Annotated in this window: 21 protein-coding genes and 1 tRNA gene; 15 read left to right on the top strand and 7 right to left on the bottom strand. The window is 59.1% G+C overall.

Features of this window, described 5'->3' with window-relative positions:
• Window positions 1-233: 233 nt before the first annotated feature.
• On the top strand, window positions 234-1,532 hold the full coding sequence (locus ACFSE1_RS06785; protein ID WP_377398378.1) for a lipopolysaccharide biosynthesis protein: 1,299 nt from the start codon (window positions 234-236) through the stop codon (window positions 1,530-1,532).
• Entirely contained in the window at window positions 1,507-2,793 is a 1,287-nt protein-coding gene (locus ACFSE1_RS06780) for a GNAT family N-acetyltransferase (RefSeq protein WP_377398318.1), read from the top strand. The genes ACFSE1_RS06785 and ACFSE1_RS06780 overlap by 26 nt, the downstream gene beginning before the upstream one ends.
• 54 nt (window positions 2,794-2,847) lie before the next feature.
• Here the strand turns inward: ACFSE1_RS06780 and ACFSE1_RS06775 are convergent.
• Window positions 2,848-2,932: transfer RNA gene (locus ACFSE1_RS06775), tRNA-Leu, on the bottom strand.
• A 188-nt stretch (window positions 2,933-3,120) separates the two neighbouring features.
• Here ACFSE1_RS06775 and ACFSE1_RS06770 point away from each other — a divergent pair.
• Window positions 3,121-3,639 (top strand): disulfide bond formation protein B, encoded by a 519-nt coding sequence (locus ACFSE1_RS06770; protein ID WP_377398315.1) that lies wholly within the window; start codon window positions 3,121-3,123, stop codon window positions 3,637-3,639.
• Here the strand turns inward: ACFSE1_RS06770 and ACFSE1_RS06765 are convergent, their stop codons facing one another.
• Together ACFSE1_RS06765 and ACFSE1_RS06760 are read right to left on the bottom strand one after the other, a co-directional pair.
• Window positions 3,640-4,197 carry an HNH endonuclease gene (locus ACFSE1_RS06765; protein WP_377398312.1) on the bottom strand — a complete coding sequence of 186 codons (558 nt, stop codon included), beginning with the start codon at window positions 4,195-4,197 and terminating at the stop codon, window positions 3,640-3,642.
• Window positions 4,198-4,297: 100 nt separating this feature from the next.
• Window positions 4,298-4,939 carry a DNA-3-methyladenine glycosylase family protein gene (locus tag ACFSE1_RS06760; RefSeq protein ID WP_377398309.1) on the bottom strand — a complete coding sequence of 214 codons (642 nt, stop codon included), beginning with the start codon at window positions 4,937-4,939 and terminating at the stop codon, window positions 4,298-4,300.
• 33 nt (window positions 4,940-4,972) lie between these two features.
• On the opposite strand from ACFSE1_RS06760, the gene gluQRS reads away from it, so the two are divergent.
• Window positions 4,973-5,854, top strand: a complete 882-nt coding sequence (gene gluQRS / locus ACFSE1_RS06755) for a tRNA glutamyl-Q(34) synthetase GluQRS (RefSeq protein WP_377398306.1) — start codon at window positions 4,973-4,975, stop codon at window positions 5,852-5,854.
• Here the strand turns inward: gluQRS and ACFSE1_RS06750 are convergent.
• Window positions 5,816-6,754 (bottom strand): YihY/virulence factor BrkB family protein, encoded by a 939-nt coding sequence (locus ACFSE1_RS06750; protein WP_377398303.1) that lies wholly within the window; start codon window positions 6,752-6,754, stop codon window positions 5,816-5,818. The two genes, gluQRS and ACFSE1_RS06750, sit on opposite strands and share 39 nt — an antisense overlap.
• Before the next feature lie 65 nt (window positions 6,755-6,819).
• Between ACFSE1_RS06750 and ACFSE1_RS06745 the strand changes: the two genes are divergently transcribed.
• The 6 genes from ACFSE1_RS06745 to ACFSE1_RS06720 all read left to right on the top strand — a co-directional run bounded on the left by ACFSE1_RS06745 (window position 6,820) and on the right by ACFSE1_RS06720 (window position 11,068).
• Window positions 6,820-7,653 carry an SDR family oxidoreductase gene (locus ACFSE1_RS06745; RefSeq protein ID WP_377398300.1) on the top strand — a complete coding sequence of 278 codons (834 nt, stop codon included), beginning with the start codon at window positions 6,820-6,822 and terminating at the stop codon, window positions 7,651-7,653.
• Between the two features lie 37 nt (window positions 7,654-7,690).
• Window positions 7,691-7,888, top strand: coding sequence for a twin transmembrane helix small protein (locus ACFSE1_RS06740; RefSeq protein ID WP_377398297.1), 198 nt, complete (start codon window positions 7,691-7,693; stop codon window positions 7,886-7,888).
• A gap of 3 nt (window positions 7,889-7,891) precedes the next feature.
• Window positions 7,892-8,473 (top strand): cob(I)yrinic acid a,c-diamide adenosyltransferase, encoded by a 582-nt coding sequence (locus ACFSE1_RS06735; RefSeq protein WP_377398294.1) that lies wholly within the window; start codon window positions 7,892-7,894, stop codon window positions 8,471-8,473.
• A 20-nt stretch (window positions 8,474-8,493) separates the two neighbouring features.
• Window positions 8,494-9,210, top strand: coding sequence for a rhomboid family intramembrane serine protease (locus tag ACFSE1_RS06730; RefSeq protein ID WP_377398291.1), 717 nt, complete (start codon window positions 8,494-8,496; stop codon window positions 9,208-9,210).
• 161 nt (window positions 9,211-9,371) lie between these two features.
• The gene (locus ACFSE1_RS06725; protein ID WP_377398288.1) at window positions 9,372-10,121 is read left to right on the top strand and encodes an electron transfer flavoprotein subunit beta/FixA family protein; all 750 of its coding nucleotides are present in this window, start codon (window positions 9,372-9,374) and stop codon (window positions 10,119-10,121) included.
• Between the two features lie 17 nt (window positions 10,122-10,138).
• On the top strand, window positions 10,139-11,068 hold the full coding sequence (locus tag ACFSE1_RS06720) for an electron transfer flavoprotein subunit alpha/FixB family protein (RefSeq protein ID WP_377398284.1): 930 nt from the start codon (window positions 10,139-10,141) through the stop codon (window positions 11,066-11,068).
• 77 nt (window positions 11,069-11,145) lie between these two features.
• Here ACFSE1_RS06720 and ACFSE1_RS06715 read toward each other — a convergent pair whose 3' ends face one another.
• Complete coding sequence (locus tag ACFSE1_RS06715) at window positions 11,146-13,596, bottom strand: methyl-accepting chemotaxis protein (RefSeq protein ID WP_377398281.1); 2,451 nt, start codon at window positions 13,594-13,596, stop codon at window positions 11,146-11,148.
• 290 nt (window positions 13,597-13,886) lie between these two features.
• Here ACFSE1_RS06715 and ACFSE1_RS06710 point away from each other — a divergent pair, with 290 nt between their 5' ends.
• Entirely contained in the window at window positions 13,887-14,759 is an 873-nt protein-coding gene (locus tag ACFSE1_RS06710) for a 3-hydroxybutyryl-CoA dehydrogenase (protein WP_377398278.1), read from the top strand.
• A gap of 16 nt (window positions 14,760-14,775) precedes the next feature.
• Here ACFSE1_RS06710 and tlpA read toward each other — a convergent pair whose 3' ends face one another.
• The gene (tlpA, locus tag ACFSE1_RS06705) at window positions 14,776-15,441 is read right to left on the bottom strand and encodes a thiol:disulfide interchange protein TlpA (RefSeq protein WP_377398275.1); all 666 of its coding nucleotides are present in this window, start codon (window positions 15,439-15,441) and stop codon (window positions 14,776-14,778) included.
• A 23-nt stretch (window positions 15,442-15,464) separates the two neighbouring features.
• On the opposite strand from tlpA, the gene argH reads away from it, so the two are divergent.
• The 4 genes from argH to ACFSE1_RS06685 all read left to right on the top strand — a co-directional run bounded on the left by argH (window position 15,465) and on the right by ACFSE1_RS06685 (window position 21,232).
• Window positions 15,465-16,868, top strand: a complete 1,404-nt coding sequence (gene argH, locus ACFSE1_RS06700) for an argininosuccinate lyase (RefSeq protein ID WP_377398272.1) — start codon at window positions 15,465-15,467, stop codon at window positions 16,866-16,868.
• 89 nt (window positions 16,869-16,957) lie between these two features.
• Window positions 16,958-17,155 (top strand): LPS translocon maturation chaperone LptM, encoded by a 198-nt coding sequence (gene lptM, locus ACFSE1_RS06695; protein WP_377398269.1) that lies wholly within the window; start codon window positions 16,958-16,960, stop codon window positions 17,153-17,155.
• Between the two features lie 18 nt (window positions 17,156-17,173).
• On the top strand, window positions 17,174-18,442 hold the full coding sequence (lysA, locus tag ACFSE1_RS06690) for a diaminopimelate decarboxylase (RefSeq protein WP_377398266.1): 1,269 nt from the start codon (window positions 17,174-17,176) through the stop codon (window positions 18,440-18,442).
• A 141-nt stretch (window positions 18,443-18,583) separates the two neighbouring features.
• Entirely contained in the window at window positions 18,584-21,232 is a 2,649-nt protein-coding gene (locus ACFSE1_RS06685) for a TIGR02302 family protein (RefSeq protein ID WP_377398263.1), read from the top strand.
• A 75-nt stretch (window positions 21,233-21,307) separates the two neighbouring features.
• Here ACFSE1_RS06685 and ACFSE1_RS06680 read toward each other — a convergent pair whose 3' ends face one another.
• Window positions 21,308-21,682: a response regulator gene (locus tag ACFSE1_RS06680; protein ID WP_377398260.1), complete on the bottom strand. Its 375-nt coding sequence runs from the start codon at window positions 21,680-21,682 to the stop codon at window positions 21,308-21,310.
• Window positions 21,683-21,822: the final 140 nt, after the last annotated feature.

Here is a 21,822-nt window from a genome sequence, read left to right as displayed (position 1 = left end):
TTCGCTCGAACCTCCCCTTTTTCATGCCGGGACATACGCTTCCTTAACGCTCCGTCATGCAAATTCGATACTACTTTGTGGCTTACCGTGAGTATCGCCCATCCATGACGGTCATCGAAACAGCGGAAAGACTGCTTCCGCTCAGCGTCAGGCTTCGGCTGATCCCGATGCTGCGGCGACTGGGTCCGATGCTGCATGGACATGATGAAGCAAGCCTTGCCCAGCGCATGGCGGTGGTGGCCTTTCTGATCCGCATTGGCAGCGCAGCGATTGCCTTTCTCGCCCAGATCATCCAGGCCCGCCTGATGGGCGAGTTCGAATACGGCATCTTTGCTTTCGTATGGGTTCTCGTTGTCGTCTTCGGCAATCTCTCCTGTCTCGGTTTTCACACGGCCGTCATCCGGTTCCTGCCGCAGCATCGCAGCCGCGGCGAGCATGAGTTTGTCCGCGGGCTGAATTCGACGGCACGTGTCATTGCAATGGCATCGGCCAGCGTGCTGGCGGGCTTCGGGCTTCTGTTCCTCGAAGTCTTCGATCAGGTCGTGCCGGATTACTGGATGGTGCCCGTCTTCCTCGGTCTGTTCACTTTGCCCATGATTGCGCTTGGCGATGTGCTGGATGGCACGGCCAGAGCCAATGGCTGGATCTTCACCGCACTCAGCCCCACCTTCATCATTCGGCCGCTGCTGATCCTTGGCTTTATGCTTCTGGCCATCTGGCTTGGAGAAGAACGTACCGCACGCACGGCCATGATAGCTGCGCTTGTGGCAACCTATCTCACCTCGCTGTTCCAGTTCATCCGCGTGAGTGTGAAGCTGCGGGCACGGTTCGGCACCGGGCGCAGAACCCTGGCGCTGGCGCCGTGGCTACGATTTTCACTGCCGCTCTTCCTCGTCGATGGAATTGGTTTTCTGCTGACCAATTCGGATGTCGTGGTCGTCGGGCTCTATCTGCCTCCAGATCAGGTGGCGATCTATTTTGCCGCGGCCAAGACAATTGCACTGGTTCAGTTCGTTTATTTCTCCGTCAAGGCGGCTGCGGCGCCCCGTTTTTCCGCCATCATGGCAAGAGGCGATACGCAGGAACTCGCCAGTTTCGCGGGCGAAGCGGCCCGGTGGTCCTTCTGGCCAGCGCTGATCGTCGGGTTGTCGGTTCTCGCCCTCGGCCAATTTCTGCTTGGCCTTTTCGGCCCCAATTTCACCAATGGCCACCCTCTCATGTTGATCCTGTTTCTGGGCATCCTGGCCAAGGCAACGGTCGGCCCGGGTGAAGTCCTGCTCAACATGGCCGGACGACAGACACTTTGCGTGACGCTCTACGCGATCATCCTCACCGCCAATATCTGCCTTAACATCACGCTTATTCCGCTTTACGGTCTTTATGGTGCCGCGAGCGCCACAGCGGGCGCGATGGTGCTGGAGGCTATTCTCCTCCATCTTGCCGTGCGCAAAACACTCGGGATAAGGCTGTTTGCATTCGCATCCCCCATTGTGGGGTCCGCCAGACATGAAGGTCAGGATCACAATGGTTGAGATGCCGCCGCAAGGCCCCTTCCGCACCGACATCGAGATAGGCCCAGCCCCATCCCGCACGGTCATTCCTGACGCACCCTTGAAAACACAGGTGGGCCGGGCAGGCAGAACTCTGTCCATCTACCCCGCCTCCATGGGTTACGACCTGCAGGAGGAACTGGACTTTCTTTCAAACCGCGCACTGGAACCCAACGTCTTCTTTGCCGGAAGAGTGCTGGCACCCGCCATGCCGCGCGTGGAAGACAAGCAGGTGCAACTGGCGCTCATTCGTGATGTGAATGCACGCTCCAGCCGAATGCGGCTTCTCATGCCCTTCACCACGGAAAAGCCGGGCTTTTCCATCGGCGCCTCGATCATTCGTGCCTGGGCCAACCCGTTCGGCCCGCTGGGCACGCCCCTTCTCGATGCCGAAGAGGCGGCTGAAACTCTGGATAATCTGCTTGAGGCCCTGTCACGCAGAGATCTCCGCCTGCCAAATATTCTCGTCCTGCCCGACCTGCGCATCAATGGCCGCTTTGCCCAACTCATGCGCGCGGTAGCGGTCGGCCGCAACCTTCCGGTCACCACGACCAACATATTTCAGCGTCCCATCCTGCAAAGCGAACTGGACGGAGAAGCCTATCTCCGAAAAGCCCTGTCCTCCCACCATATGCGGGAAATGCGCCGGCAGTGGCGCCAGCTGGAAGCGCAAGGAACAGTCTCCTACGAGGTGGCGCGTCAGCCTTCCGAGATCCGCCGCAGAACCGAGGAATTCCTCAGCCTGGAAGCGAGCGGCTGGAAAGGGCGCAAGCGCTCTGCCATGATCAGCGATCGTTTCCGCGCAGCCTTCGCCCGGGAAGCCATTGCCAATCTTTCCGAAGCCGATGCCGTTCGTATCCACACGATAGACCTGAATGGCAAAGCCATCGCATCACTGGTGGTTTTCGTCATGGGAGGTGAGGCCTACACCTGGAAAACAGCCTATGACGAGGCCTATGCGCGCTTTTCCCCCGGCAAGCTTCTGATGATGAAGCTGACCGACTGGCATCTGGACGACCTGAATATTCAGCGTTCGGATTCCTGCGCCGTGCCGGATCACCCGATCATGAGCCGATTCTGGATGGAACGCGAGGAAATGGGCACGCTGGTCATCGGCCTGTCGGAAACCAGCGACCGCGACGTGCGCCAGGTAGGCGCGCAGCTCCACCTCTATCGCAACACGCGCAACATGGCCCGCCTGCTCAGGCAGAAGATCCTGGGTCTTGCAGGGCGCGATGGCTGAGACAGCGAAACGTCTCAGATCCGATGCAGCAACAAAAAACTATAGCGGGAAGAGTGGTGCCCCGTGCCGGAATCGAACCAGCACTCCTTTCGGAACCTGATTTTGAGTCAGGCGCGTCTACCAATTCCGCCAACGGGGCTTCGAAAATGGTGAGACGCGTCTAGCACAGGCCAAAGGTGCGGCGCAAGCGGTTTGCCGAGACTTCCCGCCAAAGCTTCTCACGTTTTTTTGGTGCTCGAGACCGACAGAAGCAAAGAGGTCACATTTACACATAGACGCACCTCGCCTAATCAGATGCAAACAACTGGTTCGCCCGGAGAGACTGTCATGGATGCCGCCCCCTCGACTGAAACCCGCCGCTTTCTGATGAGCAATTCCCTCATCCTGGCGGCCGGAATGGCTGCCACAGTGGGAACGGCTCTCGGCTTTCAACATATCGGCGGCTACATTCCCTGTGCGCTTTGCCTCTTGCAACGCGAACCCTATTACTGGGCCATCCCGGTTGCACTGGGGGCCCTGGTCACGGCGGTCTTCCGTCTGCCGCCTGCCGTCACACGCATTCTTCTCGGGCTTGTGGCCATCATGATGCTGGTGGGAGCCGGAATGGGTGTCTACCATGCTGGCGTGGAATGGGGTTTCTGGCCTGGACCGGCGACATGCTCCACCACCGCCAATGGCATGACGACCAATGCCGGCAACCTGCTCAGCGACCTCAACAGTGTTCACGGACCATCCTGCACGGAAGCAGCACTACGCGTGCTCGGCCTGTCCTTCGCCGGCTGGAACGTTGTTGCAAGCCTTGCTCTGGCTGGCATTGCGCTGCGCGCCATATTCAAGCGCGCATAATCAGGGCTGAAGCTCGGTATCCCAGTAGAGATAGTCCATCCAGCTTTCATGCAGATAGTTGGGTGGGAACAGGCGCCCGTTGTTATGAAGATCCTGCACGGTGGGTGGATAGGGCTTCTGCGCCGGGAACATTCCCGCTTGCTTGGGAAGTTTGCTGCCCTTTCGCAAATTGCAGGGAGAGCAGGCCGCCACCACATTTTCCCAGGTCGTTTCCCCGCCATGGGCCCGGGGTATCACGTGGTCGAAGGTGAGATCATCGCGAGAGCCGCAATATTGGCATTCGAATTTATCGCGAAGGAAAACGTTGAAGCGGGTAAAGGCCGGGTTTCTGGTCGGTTGAATATAGGTCTTGAGGCTGACGACGCTTGGTAATCGCATCGAGAAGGTGGGCGATGAAACCGAGTGATCATATTCTGCTATGATATTCACACGGTCGAGGAACACCGCCTTGATCGCGTCCTGCCAGGACCAGAGCGACAAGGGATAATAACTCAGCGGCCGGTAGTCAGCGTTCAACACGAGCGCCGGCAGGGCCTGCGGGGAGACTGCAATCGTCAACGGACGCTCCTCACCGATTCGGCTTATGTCCCTTCTATATTAGGTCCGTTGTTACAGGAATGTGAAGCCCCTTTGATGTCGCAGCCAAATGATTCGCGAATCAGGCAAGCGGCGTGATGCTTCGGCCCATGTGAGCTGCGTAATAGGCCCAGAAAAGACGGGCGGCGACAGAGCGCCAGGGCTGCCAGTCAGATGCAATGGCAACCGTTTGCGCGATCGAGGGCCGCGTCTCCAGCATAAGCCCATGCGCCACGGCAGCGCGCAGCGCCACATCCCCGGCTGGGAAAACATCCGCGTGGCCTTCACAGAACATCAGATAGACCTCAGCCGTCCAGAGACCGACACCTTTCAACTGCATCAACGCGCCCAGCGCCTCGGACGGTGCAAGTGATGACAGGGCAGCCAGATCGAGCCTGCCTGTATCCACGGCTTCCGCGACACCAAGCAGGGTTGAAAGCTTCGCACGGGACAGGCCGAAGCCATTCACCGCATCAGGCGGGCAGTTGAGAAAGCCCTCGGCAGAGATCGCGCCGGACGCTTCCATCCGCCGCCAGATGGCCGAGGCCGCAGCCTTGGAGATGACCTGCGAGACGATGATATTGGCAAGGCCCTCGAAACCGGGAGTCAGCAGACGCAGCGGCAAGGGGCCTGCCTTTGCAATGATGGGGGAAAGCCTGCCATCAAGCCGGGCCAATGCCTCCAGGCCGGCCTGCAGATCCTGTTCGCTACGAATGAGAGGCATCGTGTTCGTCTCCATTTCGTGGCAGAAGGAAGCATGTCCATGAATGAGCGTCATCCTGTTTTCCGCTTTGCCCCCAGTCCTAACGGGCTTTTGCATCTTGGCCATGCCTATTCAGCTCTCCTGAACCAGAAAATGGCGCGCGAGAAAACCGGGCGCGTGCTCTTGCGCATCGAAGATATCGACCGGACACGCTGCCGCCCCGAACTGGAAGAATTCATCTATCGGGATCTCGTCTGGCTTGGCTTTCGCTGGGACGGCACGGTCAGGCGTCAATCGGAACATCTGGCTGACTATGCCTCGGCCCTTCAAAGACTGACGGATCAGGGCCTGATCTATCCCGCCTTCCTCACCCGGAGCGAGGTCAAGCAGCGGGTCAGCGCGTGGGAAGCAAGCGGGCGCATCTGGCCGCGTGATCCGGATGGCGCACCGCATTATCCGGAAGACGACCGGGAGCGCAGCGAGGCGGAGCGTCGGCAATTGCTCGCTCTTGGCAAGCGCCATGCGCTGCGGCTCGACATGGCGAAGGCGGTCAGGAAACTCAGCGGCGGTCTGAACTGGCGGGAAACGGGAGAAAGCGACACGGGGATTGTTGAAGCAGATCCGCTGGAATGGGGCGACGTCATCCTGTCGCGCTCGGATGCGCCCTCCAGCTACCACCTCTCCGTCGTGGTGGACGATGCCGCCCAAGGCGTCACGCATGTCGTACGCGGTCTCGATCTCTTCAAGGCAACCGCCGTGCACCGGCTGCTTCAGCACCTGCTGGATCTGCCGGAACCCATCTATCACCACCACCGCCTGATTCTGGGACCGGATGGACGCAAACTGTCCAAGAGCGAGCAGTCGACCGGCCTGGAATCGTTACGCGAAGCGGGCCAGTCACCGGCCGATATCCGCCGCCTTCTCGGTCTGGCCTAAAACCTCCGCCTTGTTCTGCTGGCCTTGCCTTGCATGCTTCAGCGCAGAGTAAACCCGATATTTCATCAGCGCCGCATTCACCTCCGCCCCCAGCATGAAGATCACCCCCACCATATAGAGAAACACCAGAACCACCATGACAGAGGCAAGCCCCGCATAGGTGGCCGCATAATTGGCAAAGGTGGAAAGGTATGAGGCGAAGGCCAAGGCAAATCCTGACCAGCACAGGAGCGTCAAGAGAACGCCGGGCAGGATGTCGATGACACGGCGGCTGCCGGCGGGCAGGAATTTGTGGCAGACGATTAACCCGACAAACAGCACGATGACTGTGCCGAGCACACCGAAATTCGATACGGCGGAAAGCTCATCCTGCAACCAGGGAAAGCGGGTTCCGGCAATGCGGATGGCGATCGGGATGGCAACCAGAACGATGCTGATCGCCGCAAAGAGCACAACGGCAACGATGACATAGCCAAGGCTGGTTAGCCGCGTGATGTACCATGCCCGGTTTTCGGCAACGCGATAGGCACGATTCAAGGAAATGCGCAGGGCTTCCACCCCGTTGGAGGCGAAATAGGCCGCGGCCAATACGGAGATGGTCAAAAGACCGCCGCGCGGGATCTCCAGCACCCGGTTAACCTCCGCCGCCAGCGGTTCGGCAATATCGGTCGGCCAGGTATCGAACAGCAGATGCACCGCCGTTGCGGAAAACGTGCTGGCGCCCAGAAAACCAGCCAATGCCGTCCCGAAAATCAGGAAGGGAAACAGCGCAAGCAGACCCGAAAGCGCCACATGGCTTGCCATGGCCCAGCCGTCGTCGTCGTTGAAGTGCCAGTAGGCATCGTATAAGACCTTGAAGGCAAGCCGATGCCACCGGATTTGCGCCGCTTCGTCTGCCAATGGGAACTCCGTTGTCACTGCTTCCGGAATATGGGAAATGCGGTTGAAATTGTAAGGGAGCAAGCATGTCGCGGCAAAAAAGCATCATCGTTACCGGATGCTCCTCAGGAATCGGTGCCTACAGCGCCCGCGCCTTGAAGCGTGACGGCTGGCGCGTGTTTGCAACGGTTCGCCGCGATGCCGATCTCGCAGCGCTTGAGGCAGACGGTATCGAAGCGCTGTTGATGGATTACACGCGCCGCGACACCATCGATGCCCTTGTGGCGGAGGTGGCGTCTCGAACAGGCGGAAAAATCGACGCGCTGTTCAACAATGGCGCCTATGGGCAACCCGGCGCGGTGGAAGATCTTTCGACCGATGTGCTGCGGCTCCAGTTCGAGACCAATGTTTTCGGCTGGCATGAACTCACCCGCCAGATCATTCCCTTCATGCGCGCGGAAGGTACGGGGCGCATCGTGCAATGCTCCTCCATTCTCGGGCTCGTGCCCTTCCGCTATCGCGGCGCCTATAATGCCTCCAAACATGCCATCGAAGGCCTGAGCGTGACGCTTCGCATGGAACTGGATGGCAGCGGCATCTGGGTGAGCCTGATCGAGCCGGGGCCGATCGAGTCACGCTTTACGGCAAATGCACTCGCCGCCGTGCAGGCGCACATCGATGTCGAGAATTCGGCGCACCGGGAAGAATATCGCAGGCAATTGGCGCGGCTGGACGGCACCGGCCCCATCAACAAGCACAAGCTTGGGCCGGAAGCAGTCTATCAGGTACTGCAACACGCCTTGACCGCAAAGCGCCCGCGGCCACATTACATCGTCACCACGCCCGCTAAAAAGGGCGTTTTGGCAAAGCGTCTGCTTCCGGCAGATCTGCTCTACAAGCTCTTGCGTAAAATGGACTGATACCGAACGGCACCTCCGGGGGGAAAGGTTAGACATCATGTCGAATTTCACGACGATCCTGACGTTGATCGTCATGGGTCTGGTTGTTCTTGTTCTCATCAAGGGTCTCTTCAACATGGTGAAGGGGACCGACGCGAACAGATCCAACAAGCTGATGCAATTGCGCGTCCTTTTGCAGGCCGTCGCCATCATACTCATCATGTTCACGCTCTGGCTGACAGGCGGAGGTCGATAAGCCTTGGTAAAGCTCAACAAGATTTATACCCGCACCGGCGATGACGGCACGACAGGCCTTGTCTGCGGCCCGAGAAGGCTCAAGCACGATGTACGCGTGGAAGCCTACGGCACGGTTGACGAAACCAATGCCGTGATTGGCGTTGCCCGCCTGCACACCGGCAATCATCCTGAACTGGATGCCATGTTGATGCGCATTCAGAACGATCTCTTCGATCTTGGCGCCGATCTGGCAACGCCAGACACCGGAGAAAAGCTTGAATGGGAGCCGCTGCGTATCGTGCAGGCACAGGTGGATCGCCTCGAGCGTGAAATCGACCAGTTGAATGCAGCCCTCGACCCCTTGACCTCCTTCGTCCTGCCGGGCGGCTCTGCCGCTGCGGCCCACCTGCATGTTGCGCGCACGGTCTCCCGCCGCGCCGAACGACTGATGGTGGAACTGTCGAAAGCGGAAGGCGAGGCAATCTCCGCGCCTGCGTTGAAATACATCAACCGCCTCTCCGATTTTCTTTTTGTCGCCTCCCGCTTCGTCAACGATGGTGGCAAGGCGGATATTCTCTGGGTGCCCGGTAAGAATCGCGAGTAGATCGGGACGAGAGCCGCCGCATGTTCATCCCGATCTACGATGTGAACCGCCTGAAATACATCCGGCTTCAGTATGTGACGATCGGGTTGATCCTCGTAAACTGCCTCGTCTGGCTGCTCACGCGTGCCATGTCGCCCGGCGAGGCAGATTTCGCCACTCTGGCGCTCGGCTTCATCCCCGCCGTAACCTTTGACTATGCGGCACTGCCACCCATCTTCAGCATCCTGCCGGAGAAGGCGTCTTTCGTCACCTACGCGTTTCTGCACGTCGATTTCTGGCATCTCCTGAGCAATATGCTTTTTCTTTGGGTCTTCGGCGATAATGTCGAAGATGCGTTGGGCCACGTCCGCTTTCTGGTTTTCTATCTCGTTTGCGCCGTGGCGGGCGCCCTGCTGCACGGTCTGCTCGATCCGTTTTCCGCAGCGCCGCTGATCGGCGCGTCCGGGGCTGTATCGGGCGTGGTGGCGGCCTATCTCATGTTGCATCCGCGTGTGCGCCTGTGGACGCTCATATTCTTCCGCATTCCTTTGCCGCTTCCCGCATTCATCCCTCTTCTCATCTGGGTTGGCCAACAGTTCTTCATGTTGGTCCTGGATGTCAGGGGTTTCGTGTCCTGGGGCGCCCATGTCGGCGGCATTCTGGCGGGCGCTTTCCTGGTTGTCATTTTACGCCGGGATGGTGTGCCGCTTTTCGATCGGGTGGTCGTTGCGCCTAAGTCCGCCGAGCTTGATGAATAGGGCAAGCCTGGAACGGAATGGGGGGATGATCAAATAGCACAACCAGAAAAACCGAAAACTCTTTGTGTTCGGTGGAAAAATGTCTATCCATGTCGCCTATTGACAATCAGCGGCATGGGAGAGGCCGCATTTTCCCCATGGTTAGTTTGAGGAAGGAAGTCATGAAGATCCTTGTGCCTGTAAAGCGGGTGGTTGATTACAACGTGAAGATCCGTGTCAAGGCGGATGGGACGGGCGTTGAGCTTGCCAACGTGAAGATGTCGATGAACCCCTTCGACGAAATTTCCGTGGAAGAGGCCCTTCGCCTGAAGGAAGCCGGCAAGGCGGAAGAGGTCGTCGTGGTCTCCATCGGCCCTGCCAAGGCGGAAGAAACGCTGCGCACCGCGCTCGCCATGGGCGCTGATCGTGCCATCCTGATTGAAACGGATGAAACGGTTGAGCCGCTCGCTGTGGCAAAGCTTCTCAAGGGCGTGGTCGAGGCGGAAAATCCGGGCCTCGTCATCCTTGGCAAGCAAGCCATCGACGACGATTCGAACCAGACCGGCCAGATGCTCGCCGCCCTTCTGAAATGGGGTCAGGCAACATTTGCGTCCAAGGTCGAGCTGGGTGAAGGCTCCGCCAAGGTGACCCGCGAAGTGGATGGTGGTCTGCAGACCATCGAGGTCAAGCTTCCGGCGATCGTCACCACCGATCTTCGTCTGAACGAGCCGCGTTATGCTTCGCTGCCGAACATCATGAAGGCCAAGAAAAAGCCGCTCGACAAGAAGTCGCCTGCCGATTTCGGCGTCGATCTGGCACCGCGCCTGAAGGTCCTGAAAACGGAAGAGCCGGGCGGCCGCAAGGCCGGCATCAAGGTCAAGAGCGTCACCGAACTGGTTGAAAAGCTCAAGACCGAAGCTGGCGTGCTGTAAGGAAAGGGAGAACTAAAATGGCTATTCTTCTTCTCGCAGAACACGATGGCGCAAGCGTCTCCGACCAGACGGCAAAGGCTTTGACCGCTGCTGCCAAGATTGGCGGCGATGTGCATGTGCTGGTTGCCGGTTCCAATGCCAAGGCTGCTGCCGATGCCGCCGCCAAGCTCTCCGGCGTATCGAAGGTCCTGCTGGCGGATGACGCCGCCTATGCCAACAACCTGGCAGAACCTGTGGCGGACCTCATTGTTTCGCTGGCCGGTTCCTACGATGTCATCATCGCAGCTGCCACCGCAGCGGCGAAGAACGTCATGCCCCGCGTTGCAGCCCTGCTGGACGTGATGCAGGTTTCGGAAATCATTGAAGTCGTCTCCGCAGACACCTTCAAGCGTCCGATCTATGCAGGCAACGCCATCCAGACGGTTCAGGCCACAGATGCCAAAAAGGTCATCACGGTCCGCACCGCTGCCTTTGCGGCAACGGCGGAAGGTGGCTCTGCATCGGTTGAGAGCGTATCGGCTGCCGGCAATCCGGGCGTTTCCTCTTTCGTGGGCGATGCACTGTCATCCTCCGATCGTCCGGAACTCACCTCGGCTAAGATCATCGTATCGGGCGGCCGCGCCCTGGGTTCCTCGGAAAAGTTCAAGGAAGTCATCCTGCCGCTCGCCGACAAGCTGGGTGCCGCCGTCGGCGCATCCCGCGCTGCGGTCGATGCAGGTTACGCGCCCAACGACTGGCAGGTTGGCCAGACCGGCAAGGTCGTCGCGCCTGATCTCTACATCGCCTGCGGCATTTCCGGTGCCATCCAGCATCTGGCAGGCATGAAGGATTCCAAGGTCATCGTCGCGATCAACAAGGACGAGGAAGCGCCAATCTTCCAGGTTGCCGACTACGGCCTCGTAGGCGATCTCTTCGAGCTTCTTCCTGAGTTGCAGAAGTCGCTCTGATCATTTGAAAGACGCATGAGAAAAGGCCGCGCCGGAATATCCGGCGCGGCCTTTTCGTCTTCGAAAACCGGGTGAGATCAGAATTCTTCCCAGTCCGCATCCTTGCTGGTAGCCGTTGCCGATGAACTGGAGAAGCTGCTGGAAAGCTTGCTCATCAATGCCTTGGCAGGAGACGGTGTGGATCGGCTTTTCGTATCTGCTGGCTTCACCTTGGCGACAACGGGACGCGCTGGGACCGAGACAGGCAGAGGACGATGCTCCGGTGCAAGAGGCGCAGACGGCTTGAAGTTGGATTCAGGCGCACGGTCATCCAGGCGGAAGCCGGAAATCAGGCCGGACAAATCCTGCGCATCGCGTGTAAGCCTGGTCATATCCGCATTGGTCTTCTCTGCCATCTGCGAATTCTGCTGTGTGGTCGTTTCCATCTGACGGATGGCGGAAGATATCTCGCGCACGCTGCCCTGCTGCTCGCCCGCCGCATCCGCGATGGAAGCGATCTGCGAATTGATCCGGGCAACCTGGTCGGCAATGCCACCGAGAGCCTCACCCGTGTTGCGCACGAGGCCGACGCCGGTTTTGACTGCATCGCCCGACTTGCCGATCAACTCCTTGATCTCACGCGCTGCATTGGCAGAGCGCTGGGCAAGCTCGCGCACTTCCTGCGCCACGACTGCAAAACCCTTGCCCGCCTCACCCGCGCGCGCGGCCTCCACGCCCGCATTGAGAGCGAGAAGATTGGTCTGGAAGGCAATCTCGTCGATAACGTTGATGATCTTGGAAATTTCAGCCGATGCCTGTTCGATGCGCTGCATGGCCTCCACGGCCGTGCCGACGATTTCGCCAGAGCGCTCTGTCGAAAGCTTGGCATCCGCCACCATCTGACGGGCGGAGGCGGCACGCTCTGCCGAAACCTGGATAGCCTCCATGATCTGCGTGATGACCGCCGATGTTTCCTCGATGGCAGCAGCCTGCTGTTCCGAACGGCGCGACAGATCTTCCGTCGCGGAGACCATTTCATTGGCCGTGGTGGAAATGGAGCCCGTGCTTCCCGCCACGCGCTGCATGATTTCCGAGAGATTGCGGATCGACTGGTTGAAATCGAGCCGCAAGCGATCGAGCCCTTCCATGAAGGGCTGGTCGATGCTGGCGGTCAGATCGCCGGAAGCCAGACGGCGCAGGCCCTCGCCCAGGATTTCGACTGTCTGCTGCAGACGAGCCGTTTCCTGGTTGCGCGTTGTCTCCCGAAGCTGGCGTTCCTGCTCTGCCGTCTGGCGATCGCGCTCGGCAGCAGTCTGAAGCGCGGTTTTCTCAATGGCCGCATCCCGGAACACGGCAACCGAACGGGCCATGTCACCCAGTTCGTCGCGCCGCGCCTCACCCTTCAATTCAACGGATGTGTCCCCGCTTGCCAGGCCCGACATCGCCGCAACCAGATCCCGGATGGGGTTGGTAATCGTGCGAGAGAAGAAGATGGCTGCGGCAACTGCGACAACCACCATGCAGGCCGTGATCATCAAAATGACGTTGCGCAGGTGGCTCAGCGCATTCAAGGCTTCCGATTCCTGCATCAGGGCAGCCACCGCCCACTGATTGCCAGCAAAGGTCAACGGCGTAACGGCAGCCAGACTTCTGCCTTGCGGCCCTGTAACGGTGCCCGTCTGCGGCTTTCCATCCAGTGCCGCCTTGATGACCGGCTGATCGAGCTTTTCCTCCAGAGCCTTGCCGCCCGGATAAACCTGCGAGGTGGTGACAAAGCGGGCTGCGGCATCCAGCAAGCGCGTTTCGCCCGTCGCACCGAGGCCGACCCGGTTGCCGAAAATGGCGTTCAGACCCTGAGTATCCACCGCCACGGCCAGCACGCCGACCTTCACGTCACCCTGAAAAAGCGGCGTTGCCATGAAAAGCGTCGGTTGTTTGCCAAGGCCGTAGGCCACGAAATCGGACATGGCAAAGGCCTCCCGATCCTCAACCTCCGCCATTTTGCGGAAGACGGCAGCCAAGGCCGTATCCTTCAGTGCCGCATCGGCGAGATTGGAGGCATATTCAGGATTTTTCTGAACGCTGTAGAGGATCGTCCCCTTGCCATCGATCAGAAAGATATCGGCATAATTCAGCCGTTGCAGCGAGGCCCGCAGGAGTGGGTGATAGAGCGCGTGGTTACTGTCATAGGTATCGACACGTGCCGTATCCAGCAGCGCTTTCTTGCCATCCGGGTTGGGATTGTCGGTGATGTAGCGTTGCGTCAGCGTGGCTTTCGGATTGTCGCCCAGATAGCGCCAGTCCCGGCGAAACTTGCCAAGCGCCTCGCCCGTCGAAGGGATACCCGCCAAAGCATGCAGGTTGGTCACCAGCGATTTCAAATAGAGCTGCGTTTCACTTTGTCGGCCATTGGCCACAGCTTCAAGCTTGGCAACGGCCTGTTGCCGCACAACGCTTGCCGTTTCCATGAAGCTCGCAATGCTTGCACCGGCAATCGAAAGCAAGGCTACCAAGGTAACAAAGACGGGAAGCTTCCACGAAATACGCATGGCAGAAGGGTCTCCAACGGGCAGATCAGGTCACTGACCGGTGTATCGCTCAGACGCCTGACAGGTTTTCGTCGGAATTTAGACCGAAGTGCTTTAATTAGGTTTAAATTGCTGGTTCAACAGAGACGTGAACATAAACCCTTGGCCTGACGTCGCAATTAAGCTGGCAAATTCGCGCCTGCAGCATTATCAATTTATTCAGAGCCAGTCGCCATGTGTGTTACAAGAACAGGCGAAAGCGCGACTGACGCGTGAGGCCGGTTGAAAACCACAATTCCGAATGGGGCATTATGATCACGAATGTAGGAATCGTCGGTGCTGGACAAATGGGGTGCGGCATCGCGCATGTTTGCGCACTGGCAGGTTACAAGGTCACGCTCTACGACCTTTCCAGCGAACGCATTGAAGCGGGCCTTGCCACCATCAACGGCAATCTGGCCCGTCAGGTCAGCAACGGCAAACTCAGCGATGAGGAGCGCCGCAACGCTCTGTCCCGCATCACCGGCACTATCGATACCAACGACTTTGCCTCGGCAGATCTGGTCATCGAGGCCGCAACCGAAGATGAGGCTGTCAAACGCAAGATCTTCACCACAATCTGCCCGGCCCTAAAGCCTGAGGCGATCCTTGCCACCAATACCTCATCGCTTTCCATCACGCGTCTTGCTGCCGCTACAGACCGGCCGGAACGCTTCATGGGTATCCACTTCATGAACCCGGTTCCGGTGATGAAGCTGGTCGAGCTTGTCAGGGGCATCGCCACCGAGGAATCCACATTCGCCACGGCGAAGGAATTTGTCAGCTCGCTGGACAAGACGGTAACGGTGGCGGAAGATTTCCCAGCCTTCATCGTCAACCGCATTCTGCTGCCGATGATCAACGAGGCAATCTACACGCTGTATGAGGGTGTCGGCTCGGTTGAAGCGATCGATACGGCCATGAAGCTTGGGGCAAATCACCCCATGGGGCCGCTGCAACTGGCGGATTTCATCGGGCTGGATACCTGCCTTTCCATCATGCAGGTCCTGTATGACGGGCTGGCCGACAGCAAATATCGTCCATGCCCTCTGCTGGTCAAATATGTCGAGGCGGGTTGGCTCGGTCGTAAATCCGGCCGCGGCTTCTACGATTATCGTGGCGAAATCCCGGTTCCGACACGATAATCAAGCGGCTCGAAAATTAAAGCGCCGTCACCCTGGTGATCAGGTCCTGCGCCGTCTGGCTATCCCAGTGCGCGGGGCCGTTCATGGCACCGATGAGGCACCCCTTCTTGTTCAGAACAAGCGTGACGGGCAGGCCGAAAGCCAGCCCCTCCTTCTTCAAGGCGTTGAACACGCCCATGCTGCTATCGCGGTAATAGCCAAGCGCGTGCACGCCGGTCTCATCGAGAAAAGCCTTGGGCTTTTCGTCGCTGCCGGTATCGATGTTCACGGCCACGACTTCGAATTGATCGCTGCCTTTGGCCTTTTGCAGATTGTTCAACGCCGGCATCTCTTCGCGGCAGGGAACGCACCAGGTGGCCCACAGGTTAAGAAGCACTGCCCGGCCTTCGAAATCCGCCAGTTTCAGATCCTTGCCCTCTGCGTTCTTGAAAGTGAGCGAGGGAAGCAGACGGGGCGTATCGACGCCCTTCAGCGCGGCCAGATCGCCCGTGGCAAGCTCATTGATGGTCTTGGCCTGCTGAACAGCCCCTTCGCACCCCTTATCGGCCTCGGCCAATGCTGTGGCATTGCCAGAGAGGGTAGGCTTCACGTATACCGCAACCGCGCCTGCCAGAACTCCAGCGATGGCAGCAATCACAATCAGACGGGCGGACGGCAGACCCAGCGGTCTCTTGTTCGACATTTGCGACTCCAGGACGGGTAATCATGGCTGACGGCACGAAGGATGCGGGTTCCTCCAACCAGATGTGGGGCGGGCGTTTCGCCTCAGGTCCAGATGCCATCATGGAGGAGATAAATGCCTCCATCGGCTTCGACAAGAAGCTTTATGCCCAGGATATCCGCGGCTCAATCGCGCATGCCACCATGCTGGCGAAACAAGGCATCATTTCAGTCGAAGATAAAGACAAGATTGTCGAAGGACTGAACACGATCCTGTCAGAAATCCGGGAAGGACGCTTCGAATTCTCTCGCAAGCTCGAAGATATTCATATGAATATCGAAGCAAGACTGGCCGCCCTGATCGGCCCCGCGGCAGGACGGTTGCACACTGCCCGCTCCCGCAACGATCAGGTGGCGCTGGATTTCCGTCTCTGGGTCAAGGAAGAGATGGGCAAGACGGAAGCGGCCCTCACCGATCTCATCAACGCACTTCTGGACAAGGCGGAAGAACACGCCGATACCGTCATGCCGGGTTTTACGCACCTCCAGACGGCTCAACCGGTTACCTTTGGTCATCACTGCATGGCCTATGTGGAAATGTTCGGTCGTGATCGCGCCCGCGTTCGCCACGCCATCGAGCACATGGACGAATCACCGATTGGCGCGGCCGCGCTGGCTGGAACCGGCTTTGCCATAGACCGCCACATGACGGCGGAGGCGCTCGGCTTCCGTGGCCCGACCCGCAATTCCATCGATACGGTCTCCGACCGCGATTTCGCGCTGGAATTTTTGTCTGTTGCCTCGATCTGCGCGGTTCACCTTTCCCGCTTCGCGGAGGAAATCGTCATCTGGTCGACGCCGCAATTCGGCTTCATCCGCCTGTCGGATGCCTTCTCCACCGGCTCATCCATCATGCCGCAGAAGAAAAACCCGGATGCTGCTGAACTGGTTCGCGCCAAGACGGGCCGCATCAATGGTTCGCTGATTGCACTCCTCACCGTCATGAAGGGCCTGCCGCTCGCCTATTCCAAGGATATGCAGGAAGACAAGGAACAGGTTTTCGACGCTGCCGAAAACCTGGAATTGGCGGTTGCCGCCATGGCAGGCATGGTTCGCGACATGACAGTGCGCGCCGACCGCATGCGTGCGGCTGCCGGTTCCGGCTTCTCCACGGCCACCGATCTGGCCGACTGGCTGGTGCGCGAGGCGGGTCTGCCCTTCCGCGATGCACACCATGTCACCGGCCGCGCCGTGGCCATGGCCGAGGCCAAGGGTTGCGACCTGGCGGATCTGAGCCTGGAAGAGCTGCAATCCATCCATGCATCCATCACCGACAAGGTTTTCGATGTATTGTCCGTGGATGCCTCGGTTGCAAGCCGCACCAGCTTCGGCGGCACGGCCCCCAGCGAAGTGCGCAAGCAGATCGCCTGGTGGCGCGGCCGCAACTGAGAACCGAAAGACTGACTGCAGAAGTGACTGCACAAGAGGCACGAACTTCGCTATGAACAGGCTCGGCCTGCTGTTTTGAAGGAATAGGAATGTCTAACCTGCGCAAGATCGCCCGCATGTCTGTCGCCGTGTGCATTGCCGGTCTCGTTGTGACCGGCTGCGGCCGCAAGGGCAACCTGGATAAGCCGAGCACGCCGGTTGAGCAGCAGAACCTGCGCAAGACCGGCAAGGAACAGTCCCGAGAACCTGTTGCCGAAAAGCCTTTCCTTCTCGATCCCCTCCTTTGATCTATCGGTTTTTCATCCGTGAACCATTTTCAGTATATTGACGGCGTCCTGCACGCTGAAAACGTGCCCATTCCCGAAATTGCCAAGGCGGTCGGCACGCCCTTCTATTGCTATTCCACCGCAACGCTGGAACGGCACTACAAGGTCTTTTCCAAGGCTTTCGACGATGTGGATGCCATGGTGTGCTACGCCATGAAGGCCAATTCCAATCAGGCCGTGCTGAAAACGCTCGGCCGCCTGGGAGCGGGCGTGGATGTGGTTTCTGGCGGCGAGCTTCGCCGGGCCCTTGCAGCCGGCATTCCCGCAAGCCGGATCATGTTCTCCGGCGTCGGTAAAACACCGGCGGAAATGGATCTGGCTCTCGAGGCAGGCATCTATTGCTTCAACGTCGAATCGGAACCGGAGCTTGAAGTCCTCAACGCGCGGGCCGTGAAGATGGGGCGCAAGGCGCATGTTTCCTTCCGCATCAATCCCGATGTGGATGCCCGCACCCACGCCAAGATTTCCACGGGCAAGAAGGAAAACAAGTTCGGAATTTCCTATGAGCGCGCACGCGCCGTCTATGCTCACGCCGCAACACTGGCGGGAATCGAGATCAGCGGCATCGATATGCATATCGGCAGCCAGATTATCGATCTGCAGCCCTTTGAGGATGCATTCCGCCTGCTCCGGGAGCTTGTCGAGACACTGAGACAGGACGGGCACCGGATCGAACATGTCGATATCGGCGGCGGCCTCGGCATTCCCTATCGCGAGGATAATCAGCCGCCTCCGCTGCCCGATGCCTATGCGGATATCGTCAAGGCACAGTTGAAGAGCCTGAATTGCAAGATCGTCACAGAACCCGGCCGCCTGATTGTCGGCAATGCCGGCATTCTGGTGACAGAAGTGATTTATGTGAAGGATGCAGGCGAGAAGCATTTCGTCATTGTCGATGGCGCGATGAACGATCTCATCCGGCCTACGCTTTACGAAGCCTATCACAGCATCCGCCCCGTGGTGCTGGCATCCGAGGATGCAGAACGCATCAAGGGTGACATTGTCGGCCCCGTCTGCGAAACCGGAGATTATCTGGCTCTGGATCGGGAAATGGCGCGGCCACAGCCGGGTGATCTTCTGGCGGTGGGTTCGGCTGGTGCATACGGGGCGGTGCAATCCGGCACGTATAACAGCAGGCTGCTGGTTCCCGAAGTACTGGTCAATGGCGACAAGTTCCATGTCGTTCGCCCACGCCGCACCTACGAAGATTTGATCGGGCTCGACAGCGTGCCCGCCTGGCTCGGTTGAACGATATTTGCGTTCACAATTTTCGGAATTGACGGGAAAGCGGCCTGAAACGGGCCGCGGCCCCTCGTCTTCGCCACAAAGGTTGGTATCTTCTGCAATGCGTTATTGCGTTGACGCCGCCATGAACAGGAGACGGGCCGCATGAGCCACCCGCCAAAAGATGCCTTCCACTCGCATCCGGGTTTGGCACGCCGCATCGCCACAAAACGGGCGGTTGCGCGCGGCGTGCTGTTTGCGGAAACCCTCCTGCCGAAACTTTTGCTGCCGCTGTCCATCCTGGCGCTTTTTCTCGCCACCGCCTGGTTTGGCCTGTTTCGCCACATGCCAGACCTGCTGCGTTGGAGCGTGCTGTTTGTTTTCCTGTTCTCTTTCCTGAGTTCTCTCCTGCCCCTGGCACGTCTGCGCTGGCCAGAAGCGGCAGAAGCGGATCGCTTGCTGGAAAAGCGCAACAACCTGCCGCACCAGCCCGTGGCCGTGCAGGAAGACGAACCGGCGTTCGACACCCCATTCGCAAGGGCTTTGTGGAAGGAGCATCAGGCACGGATGGCCGAGCGGATCGCGCATCTGGATGCGGGACTGCCGCAGCCGGATATTGCCAGCCATGACCGTTTTGGCCTCCGGGCACTTCCGGCCCTCATTGTGGCTATCGCCTTTGCATTTTCCTATTCCAACGGCGGCGGCTTTCTGAGCGATGCCGTCAGTCCGTCCAGACCGGCAGGCGAGACCAATCCCGATCTTCGCATTGATGCCTGGGTCACACCGCCCTCCTACACGGGCCGTGCGCCCATCTTCCTCACTGGCACACAGGCAAGCGCGCTCGACAGGGTCCAGACACCGCAGTTCTCCCAGCTCACCGTGCGGGTGACTGGAGAAGGCTCCGAGAGCGTCACGTTCGTTCCTGCGGAGGGCGGACCGCAGCGTGATGTTCCGCGACAGGATGATCCGAAAAGACAAGAGGCCGATCAGCAGCAGGGCAAGCCGGCCAGCGAAGGCACGCAAACGGGACCGCGCACCTATGCGCTGAAAATAACGGAAAGCGGCGATCTCGTTGTCAACGGGCAGCAATGGTTGTTCGATGTCATTGCGGATCGTCCTCCGGAAATTGCCTTTGACAAGCAGCCGAGGCGCGCAGTGAACGGAGCATTGGAAATTGCCGTTCTCGCTAAGGACGATTACGGGATCACAAAGGCGGAAGCCTTGATTGAGCCTGTGGAACCACCCGCCGCAGATGCAAAGCCGCTCTTCCCGGCACCGGAATTCCGGCTGAACCTACCTCGCCGTGGGACAGAGAAAGAGGTGCGCGGCACGACGAGCCGTGACCTGACGGAACACCCTCTGGCCGGAAAGCGGGTTCGCATCACGCTGATTGCAACCGATGGCGCAGGCCAGGAAGGCCGCAGCGCGCCCATTGAGATGACGCTGCCTGCCCGCCGCTTCGTCAATCCCCTGGCCGCGGCCGTGGCCGAACAGCGCCAAGTCTTTGCACTCGATACACGCCAGATTAAGAAATCGATAGCGCTCAATCAGGCTCTGGCGCTTCGCCCGGAAGAAACCATCCCGAATCTCAGCCACTACCTGCTGATCCGCTCCGCCCTTGGCCGCATGAAGCAGGCAAGAACGGAAGAACAGTTCAAGGATACGGCTGCCTATCTCTGGGACATTGCGCTCGGTATCGAGGACGGAGACCTGTCGCAGGCACAGAAGCGTCTGCGGGATGCGCAGCAGGCTCTTTCCGATGCACTGCAAAACAACGCCTCCGAAGAGGAAATTGCCAAGCTGATGCAGGAACTGCGTCAGGCAATGCAGAACCTCATGAACGAAATGGCGCAGCGCATACAAAACATGCCGCAGTCGCAACAGAGCATGCAGGCACAGAACGTCATTCGCCAGCGTGATCTGCAGAATATGATGGACCAGATCGAAAACCTGGCTCGTTCCGGTAATCGCGATGCAGCACAGCAAATGCTCTCCGAATTGCAGCGCCTGATGAACAACCTGCAGGCAGGCCGCATGCAGCGCCCGCAACAGGGCCAGAACCAGAACAACCCGATGCGCGAGCAGATCGACAAGCTGGGCGAGATCATGCAGGAACAGCAACGCCTGATGGATCAGACCCATCGCCTCAACGAGGCTCTGCGGGACCGGATGCAGCGCGGTAACGACCAGCCTTATGAACAGGGGCAAAACCAGCAACAACAGGGTCAGCAACAACAGGGCCAAAACGGGCAACAACAGCCAGACCAGATGACGGAACAGCAGTTGCGCGATGCTTTGAAGCAATTGCAGGCGCAACAGCAAGGTCTCGGCCAGAAGCTGGAGCAGTTGCAGAAAGGCCTGAAAGATCTTGGCATGGATCCAGGCAAGAGCTTCGGTGAGGCACAGCAGGAAATGGGCAATGCCGGGAAGGCGCTTGGCGAAGCGCAGGGTGATCAGGCGGTGCAGGGACAGGGCAACGCGCTCAATGCGCTGCGCCAGGGCGCGCAGAACATGATGCAGCAGATGATGCAGGCCATGCGCGGCCAGCAGGGGCAGGGCCAGGAACCAGGTGAAGGTATGGCTGGGCAAGGCAACCAAACCCGTCGCGATCCGCTCGGTCGCGAAACCGGAAGCGCAGACGGGCTGCCGGATTCGCGCCTCAAAATCCCGAACGAAATCGATGCGCAGCAGGCGCGACGCATCCTCGACGCGATTCGCGAGAAGCTGAACGATTCCATCCAGGGCACCATGGGCACTCCGCTCCTGAACGATATGGAACGCCGCTATCTTGAGCGCCTTCTGGAAACGCGATGATTTTCAGGGATAAATGAAAAAGCCACGGGTGATGCGCTGTGCATCACCCGTGGCTTTGAATATTTTGGCGCTTTTTCAGGCTGCCTTCGGTGCAGTTGCCAGTGCCTGGGCCACAGCCCGGCGGATATCCGGCAGCGCAAAGGGCTTATCCACCACATCGACGATCTTGGCCATCAGGTCATCGGCACGTTCGCGCTGCTCCGCATAGCCGGTCATCAGCAGGATTTTCAGTTGCGGAAACTGCTCGGCGGCCCTGTGCGCCAGCTCGATTCCATCCATAACCGGCATGCGAATGTCGGAGAGAAGCAGGTCATATTGCGCCTCAGCCAGAAGCTGAAGACCCTCGGCACCATCAGCCGCTTCCTGCGTCTCATGTCCGTCCAGCCGAAGCGCCCGCGCCACGAAGGAGCGCAGGGAATCTTCATCTTCGGTGATCAGGATCTTGGCCATCGCTGTTGGTCTCCCGTGCATCAATTCGGGACCCAGATGACCTGTATTTCCTTTTCGAGGAGTAAATAAAACGGGCAACGGGGCGCATATGGTTAACGCCCCGTGACTTTCCGAAAGGCAAGACCGCCTGATCGGCTTGC

It is taken from the genome of Affinirhizobium helianthi (genome assembly GCF_042680945.1).
Lineage (GTDB): Bacteria > Pseudomonadota > Alphaproteobacteria > Rhizobiales > Rhizobiaceae > Neorhizobium > Neorhizobium helianthi.
The sequence above is the reverse complement of the archived record's forward strand: the minus strand, read 5'-3'. Positions and strand labels throughout refer to the sequence as shown.

What these genes read in the sequence shown, in the direction of transcription:
- ACFSE1_RS06715 (WP_377398281.1), bottom strand. Translation starts at nt 13,596, where the DNA reads ATGCGTATTTCGTGGAAGCTTCCCGTCTTTGTTACCTTGGTAGCCTTG.
- ACFSE1_RS06760 (WP_377398309.1), bottom strand. Translation starts at nt 4,939, where the DNA reads ATGCCTCTCATTCGTAGCGAACAGGATCTGCAGGCCGGCCTGGAGGCA.
- gluQRS (WP_377398306.1), top strand. Translation starts at nt 4,973, where the DNA reads ATGTCCATGAATGAGCGTCATCCTGTTTTCCGCTTTGCCCCCAGTCCT.
- ACFSE1_RS06740 (WP_377398297.1), top strand. Translation starts at nt 7,691, where the DNA reads ATGTCGAATTTCACGACGATCCTGACGTTGATCGTCATGGGTCTGGTT.
- ACFSE1_RS06730 (WP_377398291.1), top strand. Translation starts at nt 8,494, where the DNA reads ATGTTCATCCCGATCTACGATGTGAACCGCCTGAAATACATCCGGCTT.
- lptM (WP_377398269.1), top strand. Translation starts at nt 16,958, where the DNA reads ATGTCTAACCTGCGCAAGATCGCCCGCATGTCTGTCGCCGTGTGCATT.
- ACFSE1_RS06745 (WP_377398300.1), top strand. Translation starts at nt 6,820, where the DNA reads ATGTCGCGGCAAAAAAGCATCATCGTTACCGGATGCTCCTCAGGAATC.
- ACFSE1_RS06710 (WP_377398278.1), top strand. Translation starts at nt 13,887, where the DNA reads ATGATCACGAATGTAGGAATCGTCGGTGCTGGACAAATGGGGTGCGGC.
- ACFSE1_RS06720 (WP_377398284.1), top strand. Translation starts at nt 10,139, where the DNA reads ATGGCTATTCTTCTTCTCGCAGAACACGATGGCGCAAGCGTCTCCGAC.
- ACFSE1_RS06685 (WP_377398263.1), top strand. Translation starts at nt 18,584, where the DNA reads ATGAGCCACCCGCCAAAAGATGCCTTCCACTCGCATCCGGGTTTGGCA.
- argH (WP_377398272.1), top strand. Translation starts at nt 15,465, where the DNA reads ATGGCTGACGGCACGAAGGATGCGGGTTCCTCCAACCAGATGTGGGGC.
- ACFSE1_RS06770 (WP_377398315.1), top strand. Translation starts at nt 3,121, where the DNA reads ATGGATGCCGCCCCCTCGACTGAAACCCGCCGCTTTCTGATGAGCAAT.
- ACFSE1_RS06725 (WP_377398288.1), top strand. Translation starts at nt 9,372, where the DNA reads ATGAAGATCCTTGTGCCTGTAAAGCGGGTGGTTGATTACAACGTGAAG.
- tlpA (WP_377398275.1), bottom strand. Translation starts at nt 15,441, where the DNA reads ATGTCGAACAAGAGACCGCTGGGTCTGCCGTCCGCCCGTCTGATTGTG.
- ACFSE1_RS06680 (WP_377398260.1), bottom strand. Translation starts at nt 21,682, where the DNA reads ATGGCCAAGATCCTGATCACCGAAGATGAAGATTCCCTGCGCTCCTTC.
- ACFSE1_RS06780 (WP_377398318.1), top strand. Translation starts at nt 1,507, where the DNA reads ATGAAGGTCAGGATCACAATGGTTGAGATGCCGCCGCAAGGCCCCTTC.